The organism is Vibrio sp. SCSIO 43135 (genome assembly GCF_023716665.1).
Taxonomy (GTDB): domain Bacteria; phylum Pseudomonadota; class Gammaproteobacteria; order Enterobacterales; family Vibrionaceae; genus Vibrio; species Vibrio paucivorans.
In genome coordinates, this window is the sequence record NZ_CP071859.1 from 1,161,895 (window position 1) to 1,186,614 (window position 24,720).

Consider the following 24,720-nt stretch of genomic DNA (forward strand, 5'->3'; position numbering starts at 1 on the left):
AGGGCAATTGCCCTCCAAAGAGGAGCGAAGTCTGGAGAACTTACTCCTATCACTTCAGTGACTTAAAGTAAGTTGTTGTCTTCTAGGAAGGTTGTGACTGAATCGTAAACTTTAGCGGCGTTAGGCGAGCGTTGTGCAAACACTTTCCATTGTCCTTTTGCGATTTCGCGGAATTTTTTACGCTCTTCTTCCGACCAGTTATGAATAGTGATTTCTGGATTCGCTTGCGCTTCTTTTACTGCTGCTTGGTCAGCCATCTTCAGCTGAGTGGTCATGTCGTAAGAGAAATCACGCACTGAGGTTTGCAGAATGGTTTGTAGATCTTCTGGCATTTTGTCCCATTTCTTCTGCGAGATAGAAATGTCGATCAGTGGCAGTGAGTGGAAACCAGGTTGAACAGGGTGAGTGGCGATGTCGTTCATGCCTGCTTTTTGGTTAGTCGAGAATACCGTGTAGTCTGCGGCATCAATTACGCCCTTGCTTAGGCCAGTAAACACTTCTGAACCTGGTAGGTTAACGGGTGTCGCCCCTGCCGCTGCAAACACTTGTTGAACTAGGCCTTCTGGAGCACGAAGTTTAAGGCCTTTCAGGTCATCTACGCCGTCGATAGGTTTCTTAGAGATAAATGACTCAACACCAGTTGTAGAAGCACCAACGAATTTCACACCGTAAGGGGCGTATAGCTCGGTCATTAGCTCATTACCACCACCGTAGTTCATGTATTGCAGCAGCTGAGTAGTATCAGACCAAGCACCTACCATGTTACCAATTAGGCCAAATGCAGGATCTTTACCCGAGAAGTAACCAGTTGCTGTTACGTGGCCATCTAGGATACCCATTTTGATTGCACCTAACGTTTCGGTGTGTTTAACCACTGCGCCTACAGGTAGTAGGTCGATTTCGATACGGCCGTTAGACATTTTTTCTACACGCTCAACCCAGTTCTGCTGAACTTTGAAGTTCAAATCACCAGATGGATCAGATGACTGGATTTTTAGGTTGAAATCTGCCGCGAGTGCTGAAGCTGAGAATAGACCAGTAAGGGTGGCTGCAAGCAAAGTTTTGTTCATCGCTTTCATGATGGGGGTATCCTTTAGATTGTTTCAGTTTTTCCTAATTACACGAACGTCCGGTTGTTATAGAAATATGTTACCGGTAACGAGTAACTAAATGTTACCGGTAACCAATGTTTACATTCTGTGACAATTGTCATGAATTTGTGTTCCTACCGACAAAGGGGTAATAGCGCGGTAAAAAAATGGGATGTCGCAAACGCGACTGGTTGAATAAGGCGTTGTAGGCGATTACTGGAACGATGTTGTCAGGTTAGGCTGAAAATGGAGTAGGTAACGGGAGGTTAAATACTTTGAAAAGTTAAATTAAATGAATGATTTAATGATGAGATATTTAGGCTTATGGGCTGGAGTATTGTTGGCTTAAGTTAGAATTTTAACCACCCCAGTTTGTGGCTGGGGTGGATTTTGCGAGGTAAACCCAAACAGATTAGGCTTGGACTAATTGCGCTGCTTTCTTCATCGCTTCTTTGGTTGAGCATTCGATTACATTTGATTTGGCAAATCGCTCTGCGTCTTTCACTTGAATATCGTGGGCAAGAATCACCAGTTTTGCATTAGCAACATCGAGCGGAGAAATACGGTTCTGAATACCATTTTGCCCTTGAGTCTCTACCTTAATTTTTACTCCAGCAGAGGCGGCTGCTTTTTCCAATGATTTTGCTGCTAAGAAAGTGTGTGCAACACCGGAAGGGCAACAAGTAACTGCAACGATGTCGTATTCACCTTCGCCAGCCACGGGAATAGCTTGTGCGTGCGTTGGTGCTGCTTCTACGATTTCGTCTTCAGACTCTTCCTCTGCAACTGGCTTCCAGAAACCTACTATAAGGGCAGTGGTAAGAGAGCCAAGTGCAATACCGACAACATACATTGGTATATTGCTTGATACTGGTGCAGTAATCAGGCCGCCCCATGGTGCGTGTAGCAATACGTCGGTTAAGAAGCCAAAGACACAGCCAACGATACCGCCAGCGACAATTGAAGGAAGTACGCGTACTGGATCATTAGCCGCGAATGGTATTGCGCCTTCAGAGATACCGATAGACCCCATGATCGCGGCAGCTTTACCGGCTTCTTGTTCTTGCTTGCTGAATTTCTTTTTGAAAAGGAAAGTCGCGAGAGCCATCCCCAATGGTGGAGTACAAATCGCGATACCCACACCACCCATTAACCATGGTTGTGTATCGACCTGAGTTTGGGCAAACAGCGTCGCCACTTTGTTGATTGGGCCGCCCATGTCAAAAGCCGTCATACCGCCAAGAATGGTTCCCAGAACAACCTTTGAAGCTCCCGCCATAGAAGCAAGAAACTCGTTCATTGAAGCCATGAAAATTTTGATTGGTTCGCCAATGCCCCACAAAACAATACCGGCAGAGATTAATGTGCCAATGAGCGGGTAAATAAAGTAAGCGCCCAACGCTGTCATGTTAGCGGAAAGCGGGATTTTCTTTAGCTGAAATACCACGCCACCTGCGATAAAACCAGCAACGATACAGCCAAGGAAGCCACCGCCCATATCAGCCATGATGCCAGAAGAGATCATAGCAGGGGCTAGTGCTGGCTTATCCGCAATGGAATATCCGATGAACCCCCCAAGAATGATTGGAAAAAGCACCAAGCCTTTGATGCCAATATTGGAGATGTCGGCCAACAAGCCGTCTGCTGGTACAGCGCCCTTGCCTGATGCCATGACGGCTAGGGCGAGTAAAACGCCCCCCGCGACGATAAATGGCAGCATGTGAGAAGTGCCAAACAACAAGTGCTGCTTGAGTTTACTGAGGTTTTTTTTTAAATCGCTATTACTGGTTGCAGGTACGGTAATGGTACTCATATCTAAGTCGCCTTATGAATGAATTAAATTAGCAGAGGTTTTTAAATATGGAGTTTTAATTTATTTATTAGGTATGCAGTTAAAATTAATGGCATCCAATATTTGTTATTTCGGTTTGTTTATCTCTATGAGTCAAAGCCGTTGTATTTCAAGAGAGTAAATAAACGCTTAATTAATCTTCCATGATGAAAAATTAATCCATTTCTAACTTTTCAGAAATAGTAAAAAAAATGCCTTAGCTATACTTTTGTATCATGGAATAATAACTGTGATTAGCATCGTTATTTCTGCATCTTGAGGTTACTTGGGTATAAAAAAAGCCTCGCTGAGCGAGGCTTTTTTTAGTTTAACGACTTACATCTTAACAGCACATAATTAGCAAAATGCGCGAGCGACTCGCCCAGCGGATTTCACAGTGTAACGTTCGCTGCAAGCTGGGATGAACACCGATTGCCCCGGTTTCAGGTCGCACGATTCGCCATTGGTATGCTGCAAGTTAACGGGGCTATCAATCGCGAGTAAGATTTCGCCACTCCGAGTTTCCAACTCCATTGGATGGGTTGGAGAGAGAATCGAAAACTTAAAATCATCGACAGGTATGGCGTAGTTTAGAGTGTCTCCAGATTGTGTTGGTGACAACTTTAAGCTGCTTAACGGCTTAGGTTCAAAACGAGTACATGCAATAAGCTCTTCGACATCGATGTATTTGGGTGTCAAACCTGCACGCAATACATTGTCTGAATTGGCCATAATTTCTAACCCAGTGCCTTTGATATACGCATGTGGTGTTTGCGCATCCAAAAACATCGCTTCTCCGGGTTGTAAGGTAATAACATTGAGAATTAATGGTGAGAATAGGCCAATATCTCCCGGATATTGATCAGCCAGCTTTGAAATCAGAGAGCAAACAGGTTCTTCTACGATGCTTACTTTATCAATGAGTTTATTGATGGCTCTTTGCTTTATTTTTCCATCCAAAGTGAGCAATGAAGAAAAAAACTGAGATAAACCTAAATCGGTTTGGTTATTGATTAGGTGATCTATTATTGGAGCTAGTTCACTTATATCTAACTTTGCAAAATATTCAATGATCTCTTCGAGCGAACGAAATCCATTCATTGCTTGGTAAGGGGTTAAGGCGTACACCAATTCTGGTTTATGGTTTGGATCTTTATAATTGCGGTTTCCAGCTGTAAATGGGGTACCTTGATTTTGCTCTTTTAAGAATCCAGCCTCCGCTTGGCGTTTACTCGGGTGAACTTGAATCGATAGGGCCTTTTCTGCGGCTAAAACCTTAAACAGGTAGGGCAATTCGCCAAATTGTTCGAATGTGGTTTTGCCAAGGTATTGCTCGGGCTGCTTAGCAATGAGCTCAGCTAAGTTGTGTTGCTGACCATCAATGTCGACGTAAGAGCAGCCGTTAGGATGCGCCCCCATCCACACTTCTGCCTGAGGTTCCTCTTTGTCGTTGTTGAAGCCAAACAAGCTTTGCAATGAGTTGGTACTGCCCCAAGCGTAGTTCTGGATAACGTTGTGCATCGGTAGGAATGCGGGTATGTGTTGCTTATAAGTGGCTTCGTTAGCGTAAGTCATCGAGTCCAGTAACGATGAGTGACTGTGCTCGGCGTGGGCAGAAGATGTCGTGAATTCTGGCATTGTTATCACCATTATCGAGAGAGTGGCTTGAACCTTGATTCAAGCCACTAGTTGAGTTGGAAGGGGTTAAGCGACAGCTGGGATCAGCTTTTCTTTGCGGAGTTTTTTCAATGTCACACAGGTAACTGCAGTAACAGCAGTACCTGCAGCCATACATACAATGGCCAGCAGCGGGTAGTTCATCGCTCCAAGTAGCGCCACGACAGGACCACCGTGTGCAACGCTGTTAGTGATGCCAAAGGAGAACGCCATCACAGCTGCAACCATAGAACCAAGGATATTGGCAGGAATGACCGACATTGGATCTTGAGCTGCGAATGGAATCGCGCCCTCTGAGATCCCGACTAGCCCCATCGCGCCAGCGGCTTTGCCCGCTTCAACTTCAGATGACTCGAACAGCTCTAACTTACGACCAAGTACAGTTGCGAGTGCCATACCTAGTGGGGCAACTGGAATTGCACAGGCCATCGCACCCATAAATTGTGTTTGGCCACTGGCAATCATGCCGACAGAGAATAAGAATGCGACCTTGTTAAACGGACCACCCATATCAAAGCCCGCCATACCACCAAGCACAATGCCAAGTAAGATAACGTTCCCGGTACTCATTGAAGTGAGCAGAGCAGTTAGGCTGTCCATTAGCCCTGCGATTGGTGCACCGATAACAAAGATGAACAGACCGGCGATAAAGAGCGAGCCCGTAATTGGGGCGATCATAATAGGGACAAGTGGCTGTATGAACTTGTGGTAGTTGATGGACGTGACCCATTTAACGAAGTAACCAACCAGCAGGCCGGCAACAATAGCGCCGATGAAACCCGTGCCGGCTTCTGCACCATAGAAAGACCCGTTGTTGGCAATCCAGCCACCGATTAGGCCTGGAGCCAGAGCCGGTCTATCGGCAATCGCATACGCAATGTAGCCAGCCAAGATTGGGATCATCAACGTAAAGGCGACCACGCCCACTTCAAGGATCTGGTTCCACATACTGCCTTCAGGAATAGCCATCCCCGCCTCTGTCGGCTCACCACCGATTGCAAGCGCAAGGGCAATCAACAAACCGCCAGTGACTACAAATGGGATCATGTGTGATACCCCATTCATTAGAAAACGGTACAAATCGGAGCGAGCTTGCGATGCTTTACTGGCAACGGAGGTATCGGATTTTTGTGCTTCTGCGTAATACTGAGGAGCGTTGAGTGCTTGCTGTATCAACCCTTCTGCATCTTTAATCGGAGCTTTGACGTTGGTTTTTATTACACGCTTTCCTGTGAAGCGCGCCATGTCGACCTGTTTATCACAGGCGACAACAATTGCGTCAGCGCGAGCGATCTCTGCGTCAGTTGGACTGTTCTTAACGCCAATAGACCCATTGGTTTCGACTTTGACTTCATAGCCTAATGCCGCCGCGCCTTTTTCTAATGCTTCTGCCGCCAAATAGGTATGAGCGACACCCGCTGGGCAACCTGTAACGCCGATGATAAAACCCTTGTCCTGCTCGATGGTTTGCTCCACTTCCGCTGGCTTTTCTAGCAGTAAGCTGAGGGCTTGTTCTGAAGAGGTGGATTGAAGGAAGCTATCAATAAATCCGTCTTCAATCAGTTTCGAAGACAGTTCTGCGAGCACTTCAATATGGTGATTGTCACCGCCATCGGGAGAAGCAATCATGAAGAACAACTTTGATGGCAGGCCATCTTCCGCTCCGTAATCAATACCGGCTTTGTGCACGCCAATGACTACCGCGGGCTCTACTACAGCTGCACTTTTCGCATGGGGCAGTGCGACGCCTTCTTCAAACCCAGTATTACCGAGTTCTTCTCGAGCTTTGATGTCGGCAAGAAACTGGTGTTTGTCGCAAATTCGGCCTTGTGATTCAAGAACATCGATCAGCTCTTTAAACACCTCTTCTTTGGTGTTGGCTTGCAGGTCGAGCTTGATTAATTGCTCGTTGATAAGTTTGGTGATCATTTGGAACCCCTAATGACTTTTTTGTTGTATTGGGGATATTTTGAGAGGGAGAGGAAAAGGTATGTAGTGAAGAAAGAATGCATTTACTAGACGATTGTAACTGCATTTTTGACGTGTGATCTTGATCGGTTGTCGATAGGTTTTAGTGCCGATTTTGATTGGTTAAGTGTATTAAAAACAAATGGATAGCTTTATGTGTGTGCTGTTCTATGTAGAGGTGGATACTGGACATTTAGAACTATAACTGGATATATGTAACATTTGATTGAAATTGTGATTTCACTCAATAGCGCAAAATGACGAAGCAGGGTATATCTACTTTCAGTTATTGAATGTCACTGTCGCAGCGCGGCATTACTGAGCCTCAAGTATGGTATTTCACGATTTAATTAGTTCGCTATTAGCAGAGAGAGAATCTAGCCAGAAGATCTGGTTTGCGGGCGATTTTCACACGCCACCAGAGTTCAGCTATCAGGTTAACTTCCCCCGTTTAGAACTGGTGTTGGATGGTGAATACATCAACGAGATGGAAAATCACGAACGTAAAGTCTGTAAAATCGTAGCTAAAGCCGGCGACGCGATTTTTGTGCCGCCTAACTGCTGGAATAAGCCTGATTGGGATACCGATTGTTCGGTACTGAGTATGTTATTTGGGAGGCGTCAATTAGGTTTGAGTTTGGTCAGCAAGAGAAAAGGTGAGACGACTTTTTACGACATTCAAAAGCACAGCATTCAAACCCGCTCTGGCTTTGCAATCGACAACATCTTAGAAGCACTTAGCTCGCTGGCTCGCGAAAATACCAAGCAGCCTATGGATGAGTTACTGCTTCAAGCGTTACTGCAGTATTGCAAGTCGATGTTGGAAGCGCCAGCAGAGCAATCTCATAGTCGTGTACAGGACTTGTATCAGGGGATCTGTATCTACATTCAAGAAAACTTCCATCGCCAGATAACACGTAATAGTATCGCGGAACGTTTTAGTATTTCGCCCAACCATTTATCGCGATTGTTCCGTCAACAGGGCCACATGACGCTGGCAGACTACATCACTTGGGTTCGAATTGATCGCGCTAAATTTATGCTCAAGAAGTACAACTTCAAACTCAATGAAGTGTCATTGCGTTGCGGGTTTAAAGATGTGAACTACTTTTGTCGGGTTTTTAAAAAACGAACGGGCAGAACGCCCTCTGATTACCGAGGTTCTATTTAGTCGTTAAGCCAAAATGCGAGTCATGGAGTACATCAGTAACGCTTGAAGCTCAATCGGGTTTTTAGTGTTTCTCAATCTGTCTGATAGCTGATCACACAGCAGGTTTCGAGTTAGGTTCGTGGCGGTAATGATCTGCTGCCTAGTTGGTTTACTCGGCATCACCAGTGCTATAGCAAGATGCACATTGCCCATCTTTGAGGCCCAGTCAATTGGTGAGTCGCTGCTGATGACTGCCACTGAAATTTGTTCTATACCATCGAACATCACGTGAGGAAGAGCAATTCCGGGTGTCACGCAAGTGGAAGAGCGTTCCTCTCTTTTAATAAACGACAGAATAAGCTCATCGGGATGAGTGGGGTAAATGAGCTGTGCGAGGCCTTTTAAACACTCAAACTTGGTCAAGCCTGTCTGCGCTTTGGCAAACCACCATTCAGTGGCGCTCGGCGGAGACAGCTGTGGGTGGCGCTCGATAAGTTGGTTAGAAAACTGATAATTGATTTGCGCGCCGATCAAAGAAAAGTGCTCTGCAATCAAATCTTTGAGCACAAAACACGCCAGCTCCGCATCTATGCCAAACGCTGTAATTTGGCATAAGTCGCCTTCGACCAGCGCCGCTTGCAGCATGGCCATCGAGCGCGATAAGTCGGCGGTTCGATTACGCGTAATATTGATGATGCGTACTTGGCTTTTGAACTTTTTTGCTAGTCGAGATAGGGGTTTAGCGACCGTTGCACTTGCATTGGGGTCTTCAACTAAAAAGGAAATCTGATATTCGTTCATTGGAGCGAGACTAACGGCAGTGCAGCAAAAACACTTTGTCGACGTTAAGCAAAACGTCTTCGATTGGCAGTTGAATACATGTCTTACCCTCAAAGCGTGCCATTTGTTCGATTTCAATGTCAGAAACAATCAGCACTTTATCAGCATGGGCGATATCTTGCGGGTTGAGTGGATTTTCGATCCCCATTGCACCTTGGGTCTCTACCTTGATGTGAACCTTGTGTTTTGGCGCGGCTTTGGTCAATGCATCTGCTGCCATGTAAGTATGTGCAATACCAGTAGGGCAGGCAGTAACGGCAACAATTTTCATGATGATTCTCGCAATGGATTTTTCGCGATAGTAGCACAGAGGTAATGGATTGCATTGACTTGGCTGTGCATTTTGAAAGATGCAGTTCACAGTTTGATGTGGATGTTACAATAATCCAGTTGAGGGGCGTTTAGTCCTATATATCGATTGGGGCGAGATGGATAATCTAGCCATTATCGATGCCCTATTTGGAACAGAAACGGCTTGTTCGACGGTGATTGGAGTTACAGGGCTGACGTACGGCAAGGTAAACGGTGACAATGGATATTACAAACCTCGTTGAGACAGAGATGATTTGCCTTGAGCTAGAGGCAACGACCAAACAACAAGCGCTTGAAGAGTTGGTTGAGCTGCTCGACGCGGCAGGAAAACTGGCCGACAAGCAGCAATTTCTCGACGATATTTGGAAACGTGAAGACGTTGGCAATACGGGGTTTGAAGAGGGTATTGCCATTCCTCATGCGAAAAGTGCTGCTGTGTCTACACCTGCTGTTGCAGTAGGCATTAGCCGAACTGGTATCGATTATGGCGCCGAAGATGGTGAGTTGTCGGATGTGTTTTTTATGCTTGCTTCACCAGATGGCGATGATCATCATCACATCGAAGTTCTGGCTCAGCTGTCGAGTAAACTTATCGAAGACGGATTTGTCGAGCAGCTAAAAGCGTGCAAGAACCTAGATGACGCTTATCAGCTTATTACAGACATCCCTCCAGAACCTGTGTTCGGCAGCATGGAGCCGTTTCAACAAGGCGATGAACCGCTCAGCCCTTTCAAGCAGCGTATGGCACGCACCAAAGAGCACTTGTTGTTTGGTACGTCCCATATGATTCCCTTTATTGTGGCGGGTGGCGTGCTGTTATCACTTTCGGTGATGCTGTCTGGTCATGGCGCGTTACCTGAAGACGGTATGTTGGCCGACGTGGCTCAAATGGGTTCGGCAGGGCTAATGTTATTTACTGCCGTTCTGGGTGGTTACATTGCTTATTCGATCGCCGATAAACCTGGCTTGGCGCCTGGCATGATTGGCGCTTGGGTGGCTGTAAATCAATACAACACAGGATTTCTAGGCGCTATCGTGGTGGGCTTTTTTGCTGGCTACGTGGTGTGGGGATTAAAGAAGATCCCTTTACCAGACAGTATGAGCTCTTTAGGCTGTATTTTCATTTATCCACTGGTTGGTACGTTTGTAACGTGCGGTGCAGTGATGTGGGTGATAGGTGCTCCGATTGCATCGGCGATGTCTTCGTTGAACGGTTTACTCACTGGAATGGCGGGTTCAGGTAAGGTGCTACTAGGCACGGTTCTAGGAGCAATGACCGCATTTGATATGGGGGGGCCAGTCAATAAAGTGGCTACGCTGTTTGCTCAAACACAGGTGAACACACAACCTTGGTTAATGGGGGGCGTTGGTATTGCCATTTGTACTCCTCCACTTGGGCTGGCGTTGGCAACGGTATTGTCCCCAAGTAAGTTTAAGCGCGATGAACGAGAGGCGGGCAAGGCTGCTGGTATCATGGGAATGATTGGTATCAGCGAAGGTGCGATCCCATTTGCGGCTGCCGATCCGGCCCGAGTATTGCCCGCGATAGTGGCTGGCGGCATTGTCGGCAACGTGACGGGATTTATGTTCCATGTGATTAACCATGCGCCGTGGGGCGGCTGGATTGTGTTGCCTGTGGTAGACGGTAAATTAGGATACATCGTTGGCACGGTTGCCGGCTCATTAACGACCGCATTGATTGTTATTGCCCTTAAGAAGACCGGCAAAGACGAAGAAGAGAACTATAATGCGCTAAGCCATGCATATAGCTCGGTAGAGGCGGAAGGAGAAGCGGATGTGTTAGCCGTGACCTCTTGCCCATCAGGCGTCGCTCACACGTTCTTGGCGGCCAAGTCATTGGAAAAAGCAGCATATTCTATGGGGGTTCGAATCAAGGTAGAAACCCAAGGTGCAAATGGGATCAGTAACCGAATCACTGAACTTGATATTAGGCGAGCGAAGCTGGTGATTTTCGCTCACGATGTTGCGATCAAAGAACCCGAACGATTTAAAAATATCTCGATTATTGATGTGAGCACCAAAGATGCGATGCTCAATGCCGCAGCGCTGATGCAATCAAAGCGAGTATGAATTTAGTCAGATAGTTCCCCCGAACTATTATGCTCCTGGCTCCATTTCTTAATGGAGCCTTTTTTATGCCTGAATTTATTGCTTAGGAACGACTAAATCAGGGTCTATTTATTTCAGTGAGTAGGTTTTTACCGAGCCGTCTTTAGGTTCACTTATTTCGGTGTTTGAGGTGTCGATAGCGTTGAGGTTAAACCAGCGTAGCGCGCCGTTGGTTTCATAGTCGTTAGCTTCTTGGCAAACAATGGTGTTATCCCCAATTTGCAACATTGCCCCTAATGAGTATGCTTTGTCTTCGTAGTAGCAGACGCGCTTTGCCGCAGCACTACCATCAACGGCGACGATGGGTTTGGATGGCGTACTGATGATTTTTGCGCTCGCTGGTAGAGCAGACAAAACCGTAGAAAACAGTGCAGTGGCAGCCATAGTCATGCGTTTCATAGTTCGAGTTCCATCCTATCGGGGTAACGCATTAAGTATATACCTGAATCAACGGGGATTAATACGCTGCTGTGTAATAGTTGAGCCAATTTAGTCCCATTTGCGCTGATACCTTGGCAGCATGCTCTCATTGCCAAGGACCCCGCCTTGGTGGAGATAAATAAGGGTTCTATCCGGATTCATTGGAATCCATGATTCTAAGCAACGCCACATCATAGGGTCGTAGAGCAGATCAAATTCTACATGGGTTTGCTCCAACAGGGCTTGCCAGATTCGATAGTCTTGTTGGTATAGTTTGCCAAAGTGATGCTTGTTAGGCAGCGTCAGTATTGTGGGGTGATTATGTTCCCCTAATTCTTCAAACTGTTGAATCAAATAGCTTTCGCCACCGACGCACGGACATGTGATGACTTCGATACCGTGAGGCTGCAGATGTTTGTGCAGATAAAGCGCAGTGGTGCCAGTACCGGATGGAAGCGCGACCGTAAACTGTTTATCCCCTTCGTATCGGCTCCAAGAAAGAATCTCGCTAGCAAGTTGCTTGATCCCCGCTTCTGCCATGGTGGAACGCCCACCTTCTTCAACAACTAAGCAATGTGAATCAGGTTTTCGTACCTGCGTTATATAGTCGGCAGGGTGTCGTGACTCATCCAACGACTGCATATCAATGATGCGAGCTTCTAGTTCTAAAGCGCCGCGGTAATTGCCTAGTGGGTTTTCCTTCAACCACTCTGGAAGGTGATCGACATAAAACTCTAATTGCCAGCCTTTAATACGCGCCAGTGCGGCCAATGAATAAAGTGAATTAGCCTGAGCAGAGCCGTAACCAATCAGCGTCGTGATAGTAGAATCGTTGACGTCGAGCAGTGACATAAACTTACGCGCTTTGTTGCCGGTAAAGTGACTATGTAACTGATCGTCACGCTTTAAATAGAACGTGGTGTCTAGAAATTGGTGCTGGGTGATAGGGGTATTACTGAGCTTCATCACAATAATCGGCTATGGAAGTGGCTGATAATTATATCAACCCGACATTTTCATCGCCACTCAACGCACTACAGGCGTTAGATTGCTATTCTGAATACAGGGGCTTAGAAGTTTCACGGGAAGTGAGACTCTTTGGAAAAGTTAAGGAATGGCAAAATATCATGTATAAAGTTTCCGATGTGAAGCTGGTTAAAATCGTACGTTATTTTCCTTTTTTAATTGTCAGCATGTTTGTTTTGGCGTTAGTGGTTTTATTAACCCATCACAATCAACAGAAAACTCGCATTTTAGTCGATGGACTAAGAGCAGACTTTATCGCCAGCCAAAAAGCGGCGGTGCAACAGAGAGTGGATGCGATCATCGATAAGATGAACTTTGAACACGCTCAAACGGTGAATATCCTCGAAAGCGATATTCGAACTCGCGTCCTTGAAGCCCATCAAATTGTCCAACACATCTACGAGTCCAATCGTGAGTTACGTAAATCTGAGATTACTCAACGAATCTATCAAGCACTGAAACCGATTCGCTTTAACCAGCAGCGCGGTTATTTCTTTGTCTTTACCATGCAGGGTGTCAATGTTCTGCATCCCTTACTTCCGCAAATTGAAGGCCAGTCCAAAATCGGTTTGAAGGATGTCCATGGCACGCCAATTTTAAAGGAACACATTGATCTTATTGCGGAATCAGACATTGGTGAGGCCTTTTATCGCTGGTGGTTCAGAAAACCAGGCTTTGGCGATTTAGAGTTCGAGAAAATCGGCTTTGGTAAACGTTTCGAACCTTATGATTGGTTTATAGGTACAGGTGAATACGTGGTGGATGTTGAAAACGATATTCGCAACGGGTTACTGCTATGGCTATCTGGTTATACGTTTGAAAACAAAGGTTCGGTGGTGGTCTTGGATGAAGAAAAAACCGTGATTTCACATATCGACAACAGTAAGGTCGGGCAAAAGTGGCAGTTTGCTGACAAGCTAGCGGGGCAAAACTTTATTGAAGGTGGGCAGTTCATTGATATGACGCAAGCGAACGATGCCAACCCAGCACTGTTTTATGTCTATCACTATCCGCGTTGGAATTGGACCTTGATTGCGTCTGTGCCTGTCACTCGAATCGATTCGTATTTGGTTGATAAAGAGCAAACCTTAGTTGAAGAAGGCAAGCAAGCCTTGAATAAGATACTGATAGTCTGCTTGGTGTTTGCGCTGATCTCGAGTGCTATTTCGCTATGGCTCGGTAGCTACATTAATAGACGCTTCTATGCGTTTAAAAACAATATTCAAGACAACATCAACCAGCTAGAGAAGAGCAAAGAGCAGCTTCAATACTATGCCCACTTTGATTCGCTCACCGGCTTAGCCAATCGATTTAAACTGAGCGAAGATATTGAAGCCGCAATCAAACGCTGCCGCGAACAAAACAGCATGCTCGCGGTAATGTTTGTTGATTTAGATGACTTTAAGAAGGTGAACGACCAGCATGGCCATCGTGTTGGGGATGAATTGATACAGCTGATTAGCCGTAAGCTAGAAACTCTCACCACAGAGCAAGACACGGTAGCGCGATTTGGGGGCGATGAATTTATATTGTGTTTTGCCAACATGAACAGCCTAGAGGAAATCACTGAGAAGTCACAACAAATACTGGCGCTGGTTAATGATACTGTGCTGCTCAATGGAGTGAGGTTAAAGGTGTCGGGCAGTGTGGGAATATCGACATACCCAGCCGATGGCGAGAACGAACAACAGTTGATCAGTAAAGCCGACATTGTGCTGTACCAAGTGAAAGGGAGACAAAAGGGCACGGCACTGTTTTATAACGAAGACATTAACCAGCATGTACAGCGTCAATTCTTGGTAGAGGATGAGCTTGCTAATGCGTTACAACGCGACGAAATTTCGGTGGTTTACCAACCCCAAGTCGATGGTGTTACTGGAGAGCTCAAAGCGGTAGAAGCACTTTGTCGTTGGTCGAATGACAACCTAGGGTTTGTGCCTCCCGATGAGTTTATTCCTGTCGCAGAATCGAAAGGATTGATTGACGCTATTGGAGACTACGTTTTCCTAAAGGCTTGCACGGATGTGCAGCGTTTTTGTCAGCTTACCCAATTGAAAATTGGTGTCTCCGTCAACTTCTCTCCGATTCAGTTGTTGGAGCCAGAGATAGTTGACCGCTTATTGGGCATGGTTGAACAGTCTGGTATTGATACCGAGCAGGTGACGATTGAGATTACCGAAAACATTCTGATTCATGACTTAGTGTCGACTCGCCCAATCTTGGAGCAGCTGAGAACGGCAGGATTTGGTATATCTTTGGACGACTTTGGTACCGGTTATTGCTCGTTGCGCTACTTAAACCAGCTTCCAATCAGCGAAATTAAGATTGATCGCGCATTTATCAACGAGGTAGCAGTGAACCTTCAAGGTGAAGGGGTGGTGCGGTCTATACTCGCCGTCGCCGAAGTCTCTGGGCTGATTACTGTAGCAGAAGGGGTCGAAACCGAGCAGCAGAGCAAGTGGCTGAAAGCCTCGGGCTGTCAGCTATTACAGGGTTACTTGTTTGATAAGCCGCTAGCGTTTGAGGATTTACTTCATCGTTATGGCGATAAGGTTTCAGGTAGTCATACTAGCGCGTAAACTGAATGTCTGCTCGACAGCCTTTACCTTGCCTATTGGTCAGAGAAAACTGCCAGTGATAGCGTTGGCAAAGGTCGTCGACAATCAATAACCCTAAACCATGCCCTTCTTGGTTAGGCTTTTCGGCTAATCCTTCCCCTTCATCTTCCACAACCAAACAGTGCTCAGAAAGTGAGACTGTCACTTTGCCCTGATTAGTGGCTGCGATGGCGTTACGAAGTAAGTTGCCAAGCACCATATTGACGATAGCAGGTGATGCGTCTATGACCGGCTCAGAAGTAACGGAAACCACCAACTCGACATTCTTTGTGATGGCTTGCGCGCTGTTTTGAGCCACAATCTGCTCCAGTTCTGTTTTACCAAACACTCGGGATTCACAGCTTGATGCATCGCGTTCGTATCTTACAAGGCTGAGTAGTGCATCAACCATGGTGCTCATCTGCTGACTTGCTTCGTCGATGCGTTCTATTTGCCGATGTTGGAAGTCTGTTGGCTGGGCTTTCGACAATAGTTTGTTAGCTCCTTTGACGATGGTAATCGGGGTTCTTAGTTCATGGCTAGCATAGCGAGCAAAAGCCTGCTCACGTTTCAGTAAAGCGTGAATATCAGAGCGATAAGTGTTAAGCCGTTCAGTTAGGACTTGGAACTCAACAGCAGCGCCAGGGCGAATTTTAAATGGTTGCTGAGCATCACCAGATAGTTGCTCAAGCTGATTGGCGATGTCGTTGACCGGTTCGATCAAGCGTTGAGATAAGCGGTAGAGTAAGGTGCCGAACATGAACATCAGAGCCGCAACCAAACCAATGACTATAGTTCCCGAATAGACCAATTCATCGACCCCAAATTCTACTCGGTCGATTTGTGATAAGAGGACTAAAGGCATCTGCTCACCCTTCACCCAGTAGTGTCCAACGTAGACCATGTGTGACAGTGGGTCAAAGTCGTGGCCCACTTCGCCAAGAAAGTTCTGTTTGCCTTTTATAAACTCATCATAGGGTTTGGGCAGTAGGGATAAGTCGTTGTATGCGTAGGTGAGGGCATCTATTTGGATAACTCCACTTTCTCCTTGAATAAAGCGCTGGGCTGCTTCGTCTCGGTCTATCAATATCCGGCGTTCACCTACGCGATCTTCCGACCACTGCAAAGCCGCGATAAACATCAGGAAGGTGACGAGGCCAATCACCACCGATACAAAGGTGAAAAACGTCGCCAGCCTACCAGTGAGAGACTTGGTGCTGTTGAGAAAGTGGGTAATCATCACTGCTCCTCTAAGCGAAAGCCTACTTTAGGAATCGTGGTCAAAAGTGGGGTGGTGAATGGCTTGTCGAGCTGATTTCTCAGTTGATAGATGTGGCTTCTCAATACATCGTTGTTTGGCTCGTTCTCTTGCCATAGCTTTTCAGAGATTTCTTCTCTGCTGACCACTTCGGGTGCTTTTAAACATAGCAGTTCGAGTATGGTGTAAGTGGTGGGATTCAGAGCAAGAAGCTTATCCGAACGGTAGGCTTTACGCGTCTTTTGATCGATTCGTACTTGGCCAAATTGGATGGAAGAGTGAGACACTTCACCACGGTAGCGTTTTACTAGCGCATTCATTCTTGCTTCAAGAATTTCGAGATCGAATGGCTTGGTGAGGTAATCATCTGCGCCGTGTTTAAAGCCATTCAGCATGTCTTCACGGTTGTCTAAAGCTGTGAGCATTAATACCGGAGTGTTGTTGCCTGCTTCACGCAGCTTATTGCACACGGTAAGGCCATCCATTCGAGGTAGCATGAGGTCGAGCAGGATAACGTCGAAACGGCCTTCTAGGGCGAGTTGAAGTCCGAGTTCACCGTTGTCTGCATAGTCGAGTTCCATGCCGAGGCATTCAAAGTAGTCAAATAAAATACCGGCAACTTCTCGGTTGTCTTCAACCAGTAACACTTTCTTCATGGCTATCTCTCATCTTAACACAGCGCCAAATATCCAGAAAACGCGTGAAAAAAATGTGTACGACATTGTTTCCACGTTTCGATTGATATAACGCTTTCATCATCCAATGACTGCTGCAACCTAGCGGTATTGGTCACTCACGTTGAAAGGTAAACGTTATGAGCACAATAACTCTTGTACCTAGACAGTCTGATTCTTCGGTGATCTTGTCTGTGATTGTACCTTACTTTAACGAGCAAGAGGTGTTAACCGAATTCCATACCAGATTAACTTCGGTACTGGATTCACTAGAGGAGTCTTGCGAGATCGTCTACGTCGATGATGGAAGCTGTGATGGTAGTAAAGCATTAATCGAGCATTTCCCCAGTACATCGAGTGATGTAGTCAGTATCAGCTTAAGCCGAAATTTTGGTAAAGAAGCGGCGATGAGTGCAGGGCTGGAACACTGTCGAGGTTTAGCAGTTATCTTGCTCGATGCCGATCTTCAAGATCCCCCAGAATTGATTCCTCAAATGTTGGTCGAGTGGCGTAAAGGCGTAGATGTGGTCAACATGCAGCGCGGCAAACGCGAGGGAGAGAGTTGGTTCAAACGTTTCTCGGCAGCAAGTTTTTACCGGGTTTTGAACACTTTGGTAAAAACCGAGATTCCCGAAAATGTAGGCGATTTTCGTTTGTTGAGTAGAGAAGTGGTCGATCACATCAACAGCTTGCCTGAACGCAATCGTTATATGAAAGGCATTTTTGCTTGGCCCGGTTTTAAACAAACGACCTTGCAGTTTGAACGAGACCCACGTTACTGCGGAGAAACCAAGTGGAATTACTTCAAACTGATGGGGCTCGCCGTGGATGGCATTACCTCGTTTTCTATTCGCCCGCTTAGGCTAGCAACGATTTTCGGTGGTTTGATTGCGCTGGTGGCGTTCCTATACGGAGCCGTGATTGTGTCAAAAACTGTGTTGTTTGGCGATCCGGTGTCTGGTTATCCCTCAATGATGGTAGTGCAGCTAGCACTTGGCGGAATTCAACTATTGAGCATCGGTGTGCTCGGCGAATACATCGGTCGAATCTTTATCGAAACCAAACAGCGACCGCTGTACTTGGTGCAGTCGGTGGTCGAGCAATCTTCGAATACTCGAAATGAAACACTGGAGAAAAGCGCGTGAGAATCAATAAAGTGCACTTGTGGGCGATTCTGGTAACCGTGTTGCTGATTCGTTTGTTGTCCCTAGGGGCTTATCCATTGATGGATACGACGGAAGCGCGTTATGGCGAAATGGCCCGTCTGATGATTGAAACTGGCAACTGGCTTACACCACAGTTCGACTATGGGGTGCCATTTTGGGGTAAGCCACCACTCTTTACTTGGATGAGTGCGGGTGGAATCGAGCTGTTTGGCTTAAATGAATTTGCGGTGCGAGTTCCTCATTGGTTTGCTGGCTTACTGGTTATTGGACTGATGGCTTATCTAGCGCGCCGAGCAGGGTTTAGCGGACTGATTACTTCGCTGGTGATTGCAACTTGTGGTGTGTTTGCGATTTCTGCAGGTGCAGTGATGACGGACATGGCTCTAACGCTGGGCTTAACCTTGGCGATGGTCGGCTTTTACTTATGCTGGCAAGGGAAGCGAGTATGGGGGTATTTGGGATTTATCGGGTTAGCGATTGGTTTATTAGCAAAGGGGCCTTTGGTCATTGTTCTAATGGGTTTAGCGGTTATGCCTTGGCTGATTCTACAGCATGGTGTCATTGGTGGATTTAGAACGCTTTGGAATCGATTTCCGATTGTGTCTGGTGTGGGGCTAATGCTGCTTATTGCGTTGCCTTGGTACTTATTGGCTGAGCGAGCAACACCGGGGTTTCTTAACTATTTCATTGTAGGCGAACACTTTAAACGCTTTGTGGTAAGCGGTTGGGAAGGGGATCTCTACGGCAGTGCTCATGATGAGCCAAGAGGGATGATATGGCTGTTCTGGCTGTATTCGGCACTGCCTTGGTCAATCGTCCTACCCGTATTGCTGTGGAAAAACAAGACGAAACTCAAAGCGTTAAATCAAGACAGTGATGGTTTAGTGACTTACCTTATGGTGTGGCTGGTGTCTCCGTTAGTGCTCTTTACTTTATCAGGTAACATACTGCCCGCTTATGTTCTACCTGGTATTCCCGCACTGGGCTTGCTTGTCGCTATGCTAGTGAAAGACATCGACTACGATGCTAAGTGGTTTAAGGTGTCGGCGGCAATAGTGCCAGCGTTACTGGTACTGGCAGTGGTGTATATCCACCTGTTTGTCGCAGATAAACGCAGCGACAAGGTCATATTTGTCGAGGCCGATAAATCGATTCCGACATACTACATCGGTAAGCGCCCTTTCTCTGGTCAATTTTACAGTAGTGGTAAAGCCAAGCAGTTAACCGACGAATCTGTTTTACTGCAGTTGGATAAAGTGCAATTGGTTGGTGATAGAAATTCGGTAGAGTCATTGGTTCAACAAAAGCAGCTAACGTGTGTTGCTCAGTACACGGCGAAAAGCCATCGTGCTCTTTATCTGTGTGAACGAACATGATGGTGTCGGAAAGGTTCGTGAAGTTTGGCATGGTAGGTAGCATCGGCTTTTTAGCCGATGCTGGTTTATTCTCGCTGTTGTTTTACCTAGGCGACTGGGCCCCTTTACCGGCTAGAGTGGTCGCGTTTCTTTTTGCTGCAACGGTAACTTGGTGTGGAAATCGCTGTTTTACTTTTACTCACTGTCAGCATGTAGCGAAAGGAAAACAGTGGCTGAAGTTTATTGTGGTGGCACTTTTCTCGGCCATTCCCAATTTGATTGTCTTCAATCTGGCGCTGTTAGTGCTGGGCTCTGGTGGCATTGCGGCGCTGGTGGCATTAGCTTTTGGGGTACTGGCTGGAATGGTAAGTAATTTCTTGCTGAGTTCTCGGTGGGTGTTTTCGCCTTAGAACGAAATTGGTCGAAGTAGAGTGAGAAGAATAAAAAAAGCCCAGAACAAAAGTGTTCTGGGCGGATACAAACATAGGAGTTAATAAGAAAAAGCAGCGTTAATTAGTAGCAACAGTAAGAAAACAAGTTTGACGGCCTGTGAAACTCTTAATGCTCTGCTAACTACACTTATTCAGACCGGGCTAAATTCAAACAGTTCCCCAAAATAGCAAAAAAATTTAATTAAATTTTTTGCGCTTACTTTTCAGCTTGTTACCTACCTTTATTTCTTTCTGGTCTGACCAATATTAAAAAATGTGATGTTAATTGCTTGTTAAGTAAATGTGTCGAGAGTATATTTTCAAACAGTTGTTTAATACGAGTGATTGAAATGGCCCCGAGAAGTAGCACGAAAGAAAAAATCTTAGACGTCGCAGAAGCGTTGTTTGCCGAGCACGGGTTTAACGACACGTCGTTGAGAACCATCACCAGCAAGGCTGGGGTGAACTTAGCCTCTGTTAACTACCATTTCGGTGACAAGAAAACGCTAGTGCGTGCGGTGATTGACCGCTATCTAGAAGCGTTCATGCCAGCTCTACAAGACGCATTGATTAATCTTAATCTCAATGAAGACTATGAAATGTCGGACGTATTTGAATCTCTGCGTTCTCCGTTACGTTCTCTGAACGACGTGAGGCCAAATGGAACGAGCCGATTCATGCTATTGATTGGGCGCGGTTATACCGACGTACAAGGTCACCTTCGCTGGTTTATTACCACTCGATATCAAGAGGTGCTATCGCTGTTCACTCAATCTGTTTTGAAAGCGAACCCTAAGCTGACGCAAGAAAGCTTGTTCTGGCGCCTTCATTTCACGCTAGGCACCTGTGTCTTTACCATGGCTTCGAGCCAAGCATTAGCTGAAATTGCAGAAAATGATTTTGGACAGAAGGTCGATGCAAAAGCCGTCGTTGATCTTTTGATCCCATATTTATCCGCCGGCATGGCCGCCGACTAAAATAATAATTAGCTATACGAATAACACGAATAACCGACCCAATAATAAAACACACAAAACTGTGAACAAAAGGATCTGATTATGAGCTCTCTACGTAGAAAATGGATAAGCGACCCAGCTTTCAAGTTTTTTAAGAAGGTACTGCCACCCCTATCAAGTACTGAAAAAGAAGCGATGGAAGCGGGCAGTGTCTGGTGGGACGGAGAGCTTTTCTCAGGTTCTCCTGACTTCACTAAGCTGCATCAATATCCAACGCCGACATTAACAGCAGAAGAGCAGTCCTTTATGGACAACGAGCTTGAAACGCTGATGTCGATGCTCGACGACTACAAGATTGTTAAACAAGACCGTGATCTGCCGAAAGAAGTGTGGGAATACCTCCGTAAAGAGCGTTTCTTCTCTTTGATTATCTCGAAAGAGTACGGTGGTCGCGAATTCTCTGCGTTAGCAAACTCGACCATTGTGTCTCGAATAGCGACGCGTAGCATCAGCGCTGCGGTAACCGTGATGGTTCCGAACTCTTTAGGTCCAGGTGAGTTAATTTCTCACTATGGTACACAAGAGCAAAAAGACTATTGGCTGCCACGTCTAGCTGACGGTACGGACATCCCATGTTTTGCATTAACCGGCCCAGAAGCAGGTTCTGACGCAGGTGGTATCCCAGACCAAGGTACGGTGTGTTATGGCACTCATGAGGGCAAAGAAGTTCTGGGTATTCGTTTGAGTTGGAACAAGCGATACATCACTCTTGCTCCTGTATCTACCGTACTAGGCTTGGCATTTAAGCTGAATGACCCAGAGCACCTGTTGGGTGACAAAGAAGAATTGGGTATCACATGTGCACTTATCCCTACCTCGCATGAAGGCGTTGAAGTGGGTGAGCGTCACGATGCGATTGGCCTAGCATTTATGAACGGTCCAACTCGTGGTGAAGATGTCTTTATCCCAATGGAGTGGTTGATTGGCGGCCAAGAATACGCAGGTAAAGGTTGGCGTATGCTGGTGGAATGTCTGTCGGCTGGTCGTGGTATTTCCCTCCCAGCACTTGGCACTTCAATTGGTCACCTAACTTCCCGCACTACGGGTGCATACGCTTATGTGCGTAAGCAGTTCGGTATGTCTATCGGTAAGTTTGAAGGCGTTGCTGAAGCGCTTGGTCGTATCGGTGGCTTAACGTACTTGTTGGAGGCGACCCGAACGCTTACAACGACCTCTCTCGATATGAAAGAAAAGCCTGGTATCGTAACCGCGATGGCGAAATACCATATGACGGAAATCGCCCGTACGATTTTGAATGACTCGATGGACATCCACTCAGGTCGTGCAATTCAAGAAGGCCCAATGAACTACCTGACTTCGGCTTATCTGGGTGTGCCAGTTGCGATTACGGTAGAAGGTGCGAACATTTTGACGCGTAACCTAATGATCTTTGGTCAAGGCGCGACACGTTGTCACCCATATGTATTGAAAGAGATGGAAGCAGCGGCGAACCCTGATGAGAAAGAGGGGGCTAAAGAGTTTGATAAGTTGCTGTTTAAACACATTGCTCATGCGACCAAAAACACCTTTGGTGCATTTGGTGCGGCATTGACAGGTTCACGTTTCATCAAAGCCGACATGAGTGGTCCAACGCAGCGTTACTACAAAGATATGACTCGATTGAGCCGTGCTTTAGCAGTAAGTGCAGATTTTGCGATGTTGACTTTGGGCGGTGACTTGAAACGTAAAGAGATGATCTCTGCACGTTTGGGTGATGGCTTAAGCTACCTATACATGGCTTCTGCGGTACTGAAAAAGTACGAAGATGAAGGCCGCCAGCAACAAGATTTAGATTACGTGCACTACGCAATCCAGCATTGTTTGCATAATGGCGCTAAGTCGCTTCAGGAAGCGTACACAAACTTCCCGCAAAAAGCGGTAGGTCGCCTGCTGAAAGTGCTTATCTTCCCATTAGGTAACCATTTTGCTAAACCGAGCGATGACCTATCTGTGAAATTGGCTGAAAGCTTAATGACTCCGGGCGCACATCGTGACCGTCTAACTCACCTTTGCTACGTGGGCAAAGATGAAGACGACAGTGTTGGTCTGATGGAGCAAGCATTCCTAGCAATGTATGGCATTAAGAGTATCGAGCGTAAGATGTTTAAAGCAGCGAAAGAGGGTAAAGTGGCGCGTAAAGGCCCACTAACAGATCGCCTACAGCAAGCGTTAGATGCTGATGTTATTTCTCAGGAAGAAGTCGATAAGGTGCTAGCGGCGGATAAACTTCGCTACAAAGCTATCCAAGTGGACCACTTCAGCCATGATTTCAGCGAGGTGAGAACGCACGGCAAAAAAAAGGCAAAGCTAAATAGCGCTGCGTAATCGCTGAAACATCAACAAAGGCACCTCCTAGAGGTGCCTTTTTCTATTCATAAACATCGAAGATGCTTTGTTAGCGAAACGGTGAACCAAATCGGACAATAGTGCTCCAACCACTTGCAAATTCGCAGCATTTTTGAAGAAATTAGGTGAGATTTCACCGCGAACCTTTTATCCTAGCGGTGATTTTTTAAGGAAGTTGAATATGATCATCAAACCTAGAATTCGTGGATTTATCTGTACCACTACACACCCAGTGGGTTGTGAAGCGAACGTAAAAGAACAAATTGCTTACACTAAAGCGCAAGGTCCAATCAAAAACGCACCTAAGCGTGTATTGGTTGTTGGCTCTTCAAGTGGCTACGGTCTATCTTCTCGTATCGCGGCGGCATTCGGCGGCGGTGCATCAACTATCGGTGTTTTCTTCGAAAAAGAAGGCACAGAGAAAAAACCAGGCACTGCAGGTTTCTACAACTCAGTGGCATTTGAAAAGCTTGCTCGTGAAGAAGGCCTTTATGCTAAGAGCCTAAACGGTGACGCTTTCTCAAACGAAGCAAAACAGAAAACGATTGATCTGATCAAAGAAGACCTTGGTCAAATCGATATGGTGGTTTACTCACTGGCATCTCCAGTACGTAAAATGCCAGAGACAGGCGAAGTGATTCGTTCTTCTCTAAAGCCGATTGGTGAGACTTACACATCAACTGCGGTAGATACTAACAAAGACGTTATTATCGAAGCGAGTGTTGAGCCAGCAACGGAAGAAGAGATCAAAGATACAGTAACCGTTATGGGCGGTGAAGATTGGGAACTTTGGATCAATGCACTATCAGAAGCGGGCGTTCTAGCTGAAGGCTGTAAGACAGTGGCATACAGCTACATTGGTACTGAGCTAACTTGGCCAATCTACTGGGATGGCGCGCTAGGTAAAGCGAAAATGGACCTAGATCGTGCAGCAACCGCGCTAAACGATAAGCTATCAGCTACTGGCGGCAGCGCAAACGTTGCTGTTCTTAAGTCTGTTGTGACTCAAGCAAGTTCTGCAATTCCTGTAATGCCTCTGTACATTGCAATGGCATTCAAGAAGATGCGTGAAGAAGGCGTACACGAAGGCTGTATGGAGCAGATCTTCCGTATGTTTAGCCAACGTCTATACAAAGATGACGGTAGTGCACCTGAAACAGACGATAAGAACCGTCTGCGTTTGGATGACTGGGAACTGCGTGACGACATTCAACAGCACTGTCGTGAACTGTGGCCTCAAATCACTTCAGAGAACCTAAAAGAACTGACTGACTACGTTGAGTACAAAGAAGAGTTCTTGAAGCTATTCGGTTTCGGTGTTGAAGGTGTTGACTACGATGCAGACGTAAACCCTGCAGTAGAGACAGACATCATCGATATCTAATCGTTGTGATACGAAAACGAAAAAGGCGCTCTTGAGAGCGCCTTTTTT

19 protein-coding genes are annotated in these 24,720 nt (G+C 46.3%); 9 read left to right on the forward strand and 10 right to left on the reverse strand.

Going from position 1 to position 24,720, the window contains the following annotated elements; all coding sequences use genetic code 11:
• Window positions 1-62: 62 nt before the first annotated feature.
• The 4 genes from J4N42_RS05405 to J4N42_RS05420 form a co-directional block, all read right to left on the reverse strand.
• Complete coding sequence (locus tag J4N42_RS05405; RefSeq protein ID WP_252030365.1) at window positions 63-1,079, reverse strand: TRAP transporter substrate-binding protein; 1,017 nt, start codon at window positions 1,077-1,079, stop codon at window positions 63-65.
• Window positions 1,080-1,503: 424 nt separating this feature from the next.
• Window positions 1,504-2,904, reverse strand: coding sequence for a PTS fructose transporter subunit IIBC (locus J4N42_RS05410; RefSeq protein ID WP_252030367.1), 1,401 nt, complete (start codon window positions 2,902-2,904; stop codon window positions 1,504-1,506).
• A gap of 375 nt (window positions 2,905-3,279) precedes the next feature.
• Window positions 3,280-4,506, reverse strand: a complete 1,227-nt coding sequence (gene manA / locus J4N42_RS05415) for a mannose-6-phosphate isomerase, class I (protein WP_353505351.1) — start codon at window positions 4,504-4,506, stop codon at window positions 3,280-3,282.
• Between the two features lie 120 nt (window positions 4,507-4,626).
• Window positions 4,627-6,528, reverse strand: coding sequence for a PTS fructose transporter subunit IIABC (locus J4N42_RS05420; RefSeq protein WP_252030369.1), 1,902 nt, complete (start codon window positions 6,526-6,528; stop codon window positions 4,627-4,629).
• A 370-nt stretch (window positions 6,529-6,898) separates the two neighbouring features.
• Here J4N42_RS05420 and J4N42_RS05425 point away from each other — a divergent pair, with 370 nt between their 5' ends.
• Window positions 6,899-7,738, forward strand: coding sequence for a helix-turn-helix transcriptional regulator (locus J4N42_RS05425; protein ID WP_252030370.1), 840 nt, complete (start codon window positions 6,899-6,901; stop codon window positions 7,736-7,738).
• A 3-nt stretch (window positions 7,739-7,741) separates the two neighbouring features.
• Here J4N42_RS05425 and J4N42_RS05430 read toward each other — a convergent pair whose 3' ends face one another.
• Complete coding sequence (locus J4N42_RS05430; protein ID WP_252030372.1) at window positions 7,742-8,518, reverse strand: PTS sugar transporter subunit IIA; 777 nt, start codon at window positions 8,516-8,518, stop codon at window positions 7,742-7,744.
• 10 nt (window positions 8,519-8,528) lie between these two features.
• A complete protein-coding gene (locus tag J4N42_RS05435) occupies window positions 8,529-8,828 on the reverse strand; it encodes a PTS fructose transporter subunit IIB (RefSeq protein WP_252030374.1) in 300 nt (99 codons plus the stop codon).
• A 260-nt stretch (window positions 8,829-9,088) separates the two neighbouring features.
• Here J4N42_RS05435 and J4N42_RS05440 point away from each other — a divergent pair, with 260 nt between their 5' ends.
• Window positions 9,089-10,960, forward strand: coding sequence for a fructose-specific PTS transporter subunit EIIC (locus J4N42_RS05440; protein ID WP_252030376.1), 1,872 nt, complete (start codon window positions 9,089-9,091; stop codon window positions 10,958-10,960).
• Window positions 10,961-11,068: 108 nt separating this feature from the next.
• Here the strand turns inward: J4N42_RS05440 and J4N42_RS05445 are convergent, their stop codons facing one another.
• Both J4N42_RS05445 and J4N42_RS05450 read right to left on the reverse strand, forming a co-directional pair.
• Complete coding sequence (locus J4N42_RS05445) at window positions 11,069-11,398, reverse strand: DUF1496 domain-containing protein (RefSeq protein WP_252030378.1); 330 nt, start codon at window positions 11,396-11,398, stop codon at window positions 11,069-11,071.
• Window positions 11,399-11,488: 90 nt separating this feature from the next.
• On the reverse strand, window positions 11,489-12,385 hold the full coding sequence (locus J4N42_RS05450) for a 1-aminocyclopropane-1-carboxylate deaminase/D-cysteine desulfhydrase (RefSeq protein ID WP_252030380.1): 897 nt from the start codon (window positions 12,383-12,385) through the stop codon (window positions 11,489-11,491).
• Between the two features lie 161 nt (window positions 12,386-12,546).
• Here J4N42_RS05450 and J4N42_RS05455 point away from each other — a divergent pair, with 161 nt between their 5' ends.
• Entirely contained in the window at window positions 12,547-15,024 is a 2,478-nt protein-coding gene (locus tag J4N42_RS05455; RefSeq protein WP_252030382.1) for a bifunctional diguanylate cyclase/phosphodiesterase, read from the forward strand.
• Here J4N42_RS05455 and J4N42_RS05460 read toward each other — a convergent pair.
• Both J4N42_RS05460 and J4N42_RS05465 read right to left on the reverse strand, forming a co-directional pair.
• Window positions 15,014-16,282 carry a sensor histidine kinase gene (locus J4N42_RS05460; RefSeq protein ID WP_252030384.1) on the reverse strand — a complete coding sequence of 423 codons (1,269 nt, stop codon included), beginning with the start codon at window positions 16,280-16,282 and terminating at the stop codon, window positions 15,014-15,016. The genes J4N42_RS05455 and J4N42_RS05460 overlap by 11 nt on opposite strands.
• Window positions 16,282-16,956 (reverse strand): response regulator transcription factor, encoded by a 675-nt coding sequence (locus J4N42_RS05465; RefSeq protein WP_252030386.1) that lies wholly within the window; start codon window positions 16,954-16,956, stop codon window positions 16,282-16,284. Before J4N42_RS05465 ends, J4N42_RS05460 begins: the two co-directional genes overlap by 1 nt.
• Before the next feature lie 158 nt (window positions 16,957-17,114).
• Here J4N42_RS05465 and J4N42_RS05470 point away from each other — a divergent pair, with 158 nt between their 5' ends.
• The 6 genes from J4N42_RS05470 to fabV all read left to right on the forward strand — a co-directional run bounded on the left by J4N42_RS05470 (window position 17,115) and on the right by fabV (window position 24,672).
• Complete coding sequence (locus tag J4N42_RS05470) at window positions 17,115-18,119, forward strand: glycosyltransferase family 2 protein (RefSeq protein ID WP_252030388.1); 1,005 nt, start codon at window positions 17,115-17,117, stop codon at window positions 18,117-18,119.
• Window positions 18,116-19,516 (forward strand): ArnT family glycosyltransferase, encoded by a 1,401-nt coding sequence (locus tag J4N42_RS05475; RefSeq protein ID WP_252030390.1) that lies wholly within the window; start codon window positions 18,116-18,118, stop codon window positions 19,514-19,516. Before J4N42_RS05470 ends, J4N42_RS05475 begins: the two co-directional genes overlap by 4 nt.
• Before the next feature lie 17 nt (window positions 19,517-19,533).
• Window positions 19,534-19,905 (forward strand): GtrA family protein, encoded by a 372-nt coding sequence (locus J4N42_RS05480; protein ID WP_353505340.1) that lies wholly within the window; start codon window positions 19,534-19,536, stop codon window positions 19,903-19,905.
• Between the two features lie 371 nt (window positions 19,906-20,276).
• On the forward strand, window positions 20,277-20,903 hold the full coding sequence (psrA, locus tag J4N42_RS05485) for a TetR family transcriptional repressor PsrA (RefSeq protein WP_252030392.1): 627 nt from the start codon (window positions 20,277-20,279) through the stop codon (window positions 20,901-20,903).
• 81 nt (window positions 20,904-20,984) lie between these two features.
• Entirely contained in the window at window positions 20,985-23,267 is a 2,283-nt protein-coding gene (locus tag J4N42_RS05490; protein WP_252030393.1) for an acyl-CoA dehydrogenase, read from the forward strand.
• A gap of 202 nt (window positions 23,268-23,469) precedes the next feature.
• Complete coding sequence (fabV, locus tag J4N42_RS05495; protein ID WP_252030394.1) at window positions 23,470-24,672, forward strand: enoyl-ACP reductase FabV; 1,203 nt, start codon at window positions 23,470-23,472, stop codon at window positions 24,670-24,672.
• Window positions 24,673-24,720 lie beyond the last annotated feature (48 nt).

Excerpts from the sequence above, each read along its gene's own strand:
- J4N42_RS05405 (WP_252030365.1), bottom strand. The coding sequence starts at position 1,079 with ATGAAAGCGATGAACAAAACTTTGCTTGCAGCCACCCTTACTGGTCTA.
- J4N42_RS05410 (WP_252030367.1), bottom strand. The coding sequence starts at position 2,904 with ATGAGTACCATTACCGTACCTGCAACCAGTAATAGCGATTTAAAAAAA.
- J4N42_RS05420 (WP_252030369.1), bottom strand. The coding sequence starts at position 6,528 with ATGATCACCAAACTTATCAACGAGCAATTAATCAAGCTCGACCTGCAA.
- J4N42_RS05425 (WP_252030370.1), top strand. The coding sequence starts at position 6,899 with ATGGTATTTCACGATTTAATTAGTTCGCTATTAGCAGAGAGAGAATCT.
- J4N42_RS05430 (WP_252030372.1), bottom strand. The coding sequence starts at position 8,518 with ATGAACGAATATCAGATTTCCTTTTTAGTTGAAGACCCCAATGCAAGT.
- J4N42_RS05435 (WP_252030374.1), bottom strand. The coding sequence starts at position 8,828 with ATGAAAATTGTTGCCGTTACTGCCTGCCCTACTGGTATTGCACATACT.
- J4N42_RS05440 (WP_252030376.1), top strand. The coding sequence starts at position 9,089 with ATGGATATTACAAACCTCGTTGAGACAGAGATGATTTGCCTTGAGCTA.
- J4N42_RS05445 (WP_252030378.1), bottom strand. The coding sequence starts at position 11,398 with ATGAAACGCATGACTATGGCTGCCACTGCACTGTTTTCTACGGTTTTG.
- J4N42_RS05450 (WP_252030380.1), bottom strand. The coding sequence starts at position 12,385 with ATGAAGCTCAGTAATACCCCTATCACCCAGCACCAATTTCTAGACACC.
- J4N42_RS05455 (WP_252030382.1), top strand. The coding sequence starts at position 12,547 with ATGTATAAAGTTTCCGATGTGAAGCTGGTTAAAATCGTACGTTATTTT.
- J4N42_RS05460 (WP_252030384.1), bottom strand. The coding sequence starts at position 16,282 with ATGATTACCCACTTTCTCAACAGCACCAAGTCTCTCACTGGTAGGCTG.
- J4N42_RS05465 (WP_252030386.1), bottom strand. The coding sequence starts at position 16,956 with ATGAAGAAAGTGTTACTGGTTGAAGACAACCGAGAAGTTGCCGGTATT.
- J4N42_RS05470 (WP_252030388.1), top strand. The coding sequence starts at position 17,115 with ATGAGCACAATAACTCTTGTACCTAGACAGTCTGATTCTTCGGTGATC.
- psrA (WP_252030392.1), top strand. The coding sequence starts at position 20,277 with ATGGCCCCGAGAAGTAGCACGAAAGAAAAAATCTTAGACGTCGCAGAA.
- J4N42_RS05490 (WP_252030393.1), top strand. The coding sequence starts at position 20,985 with ATGAGCTCTCTACGTAGAAAATGGATAAGCGACCCAGCTTTCAAGTTT.
- fabV (WP_252030394.1), top strand. The coding sequence starts at position 23,470 with ATGATCATCAAACCTAGAATTCGTGGATTTATCTGTACCACTACACAC.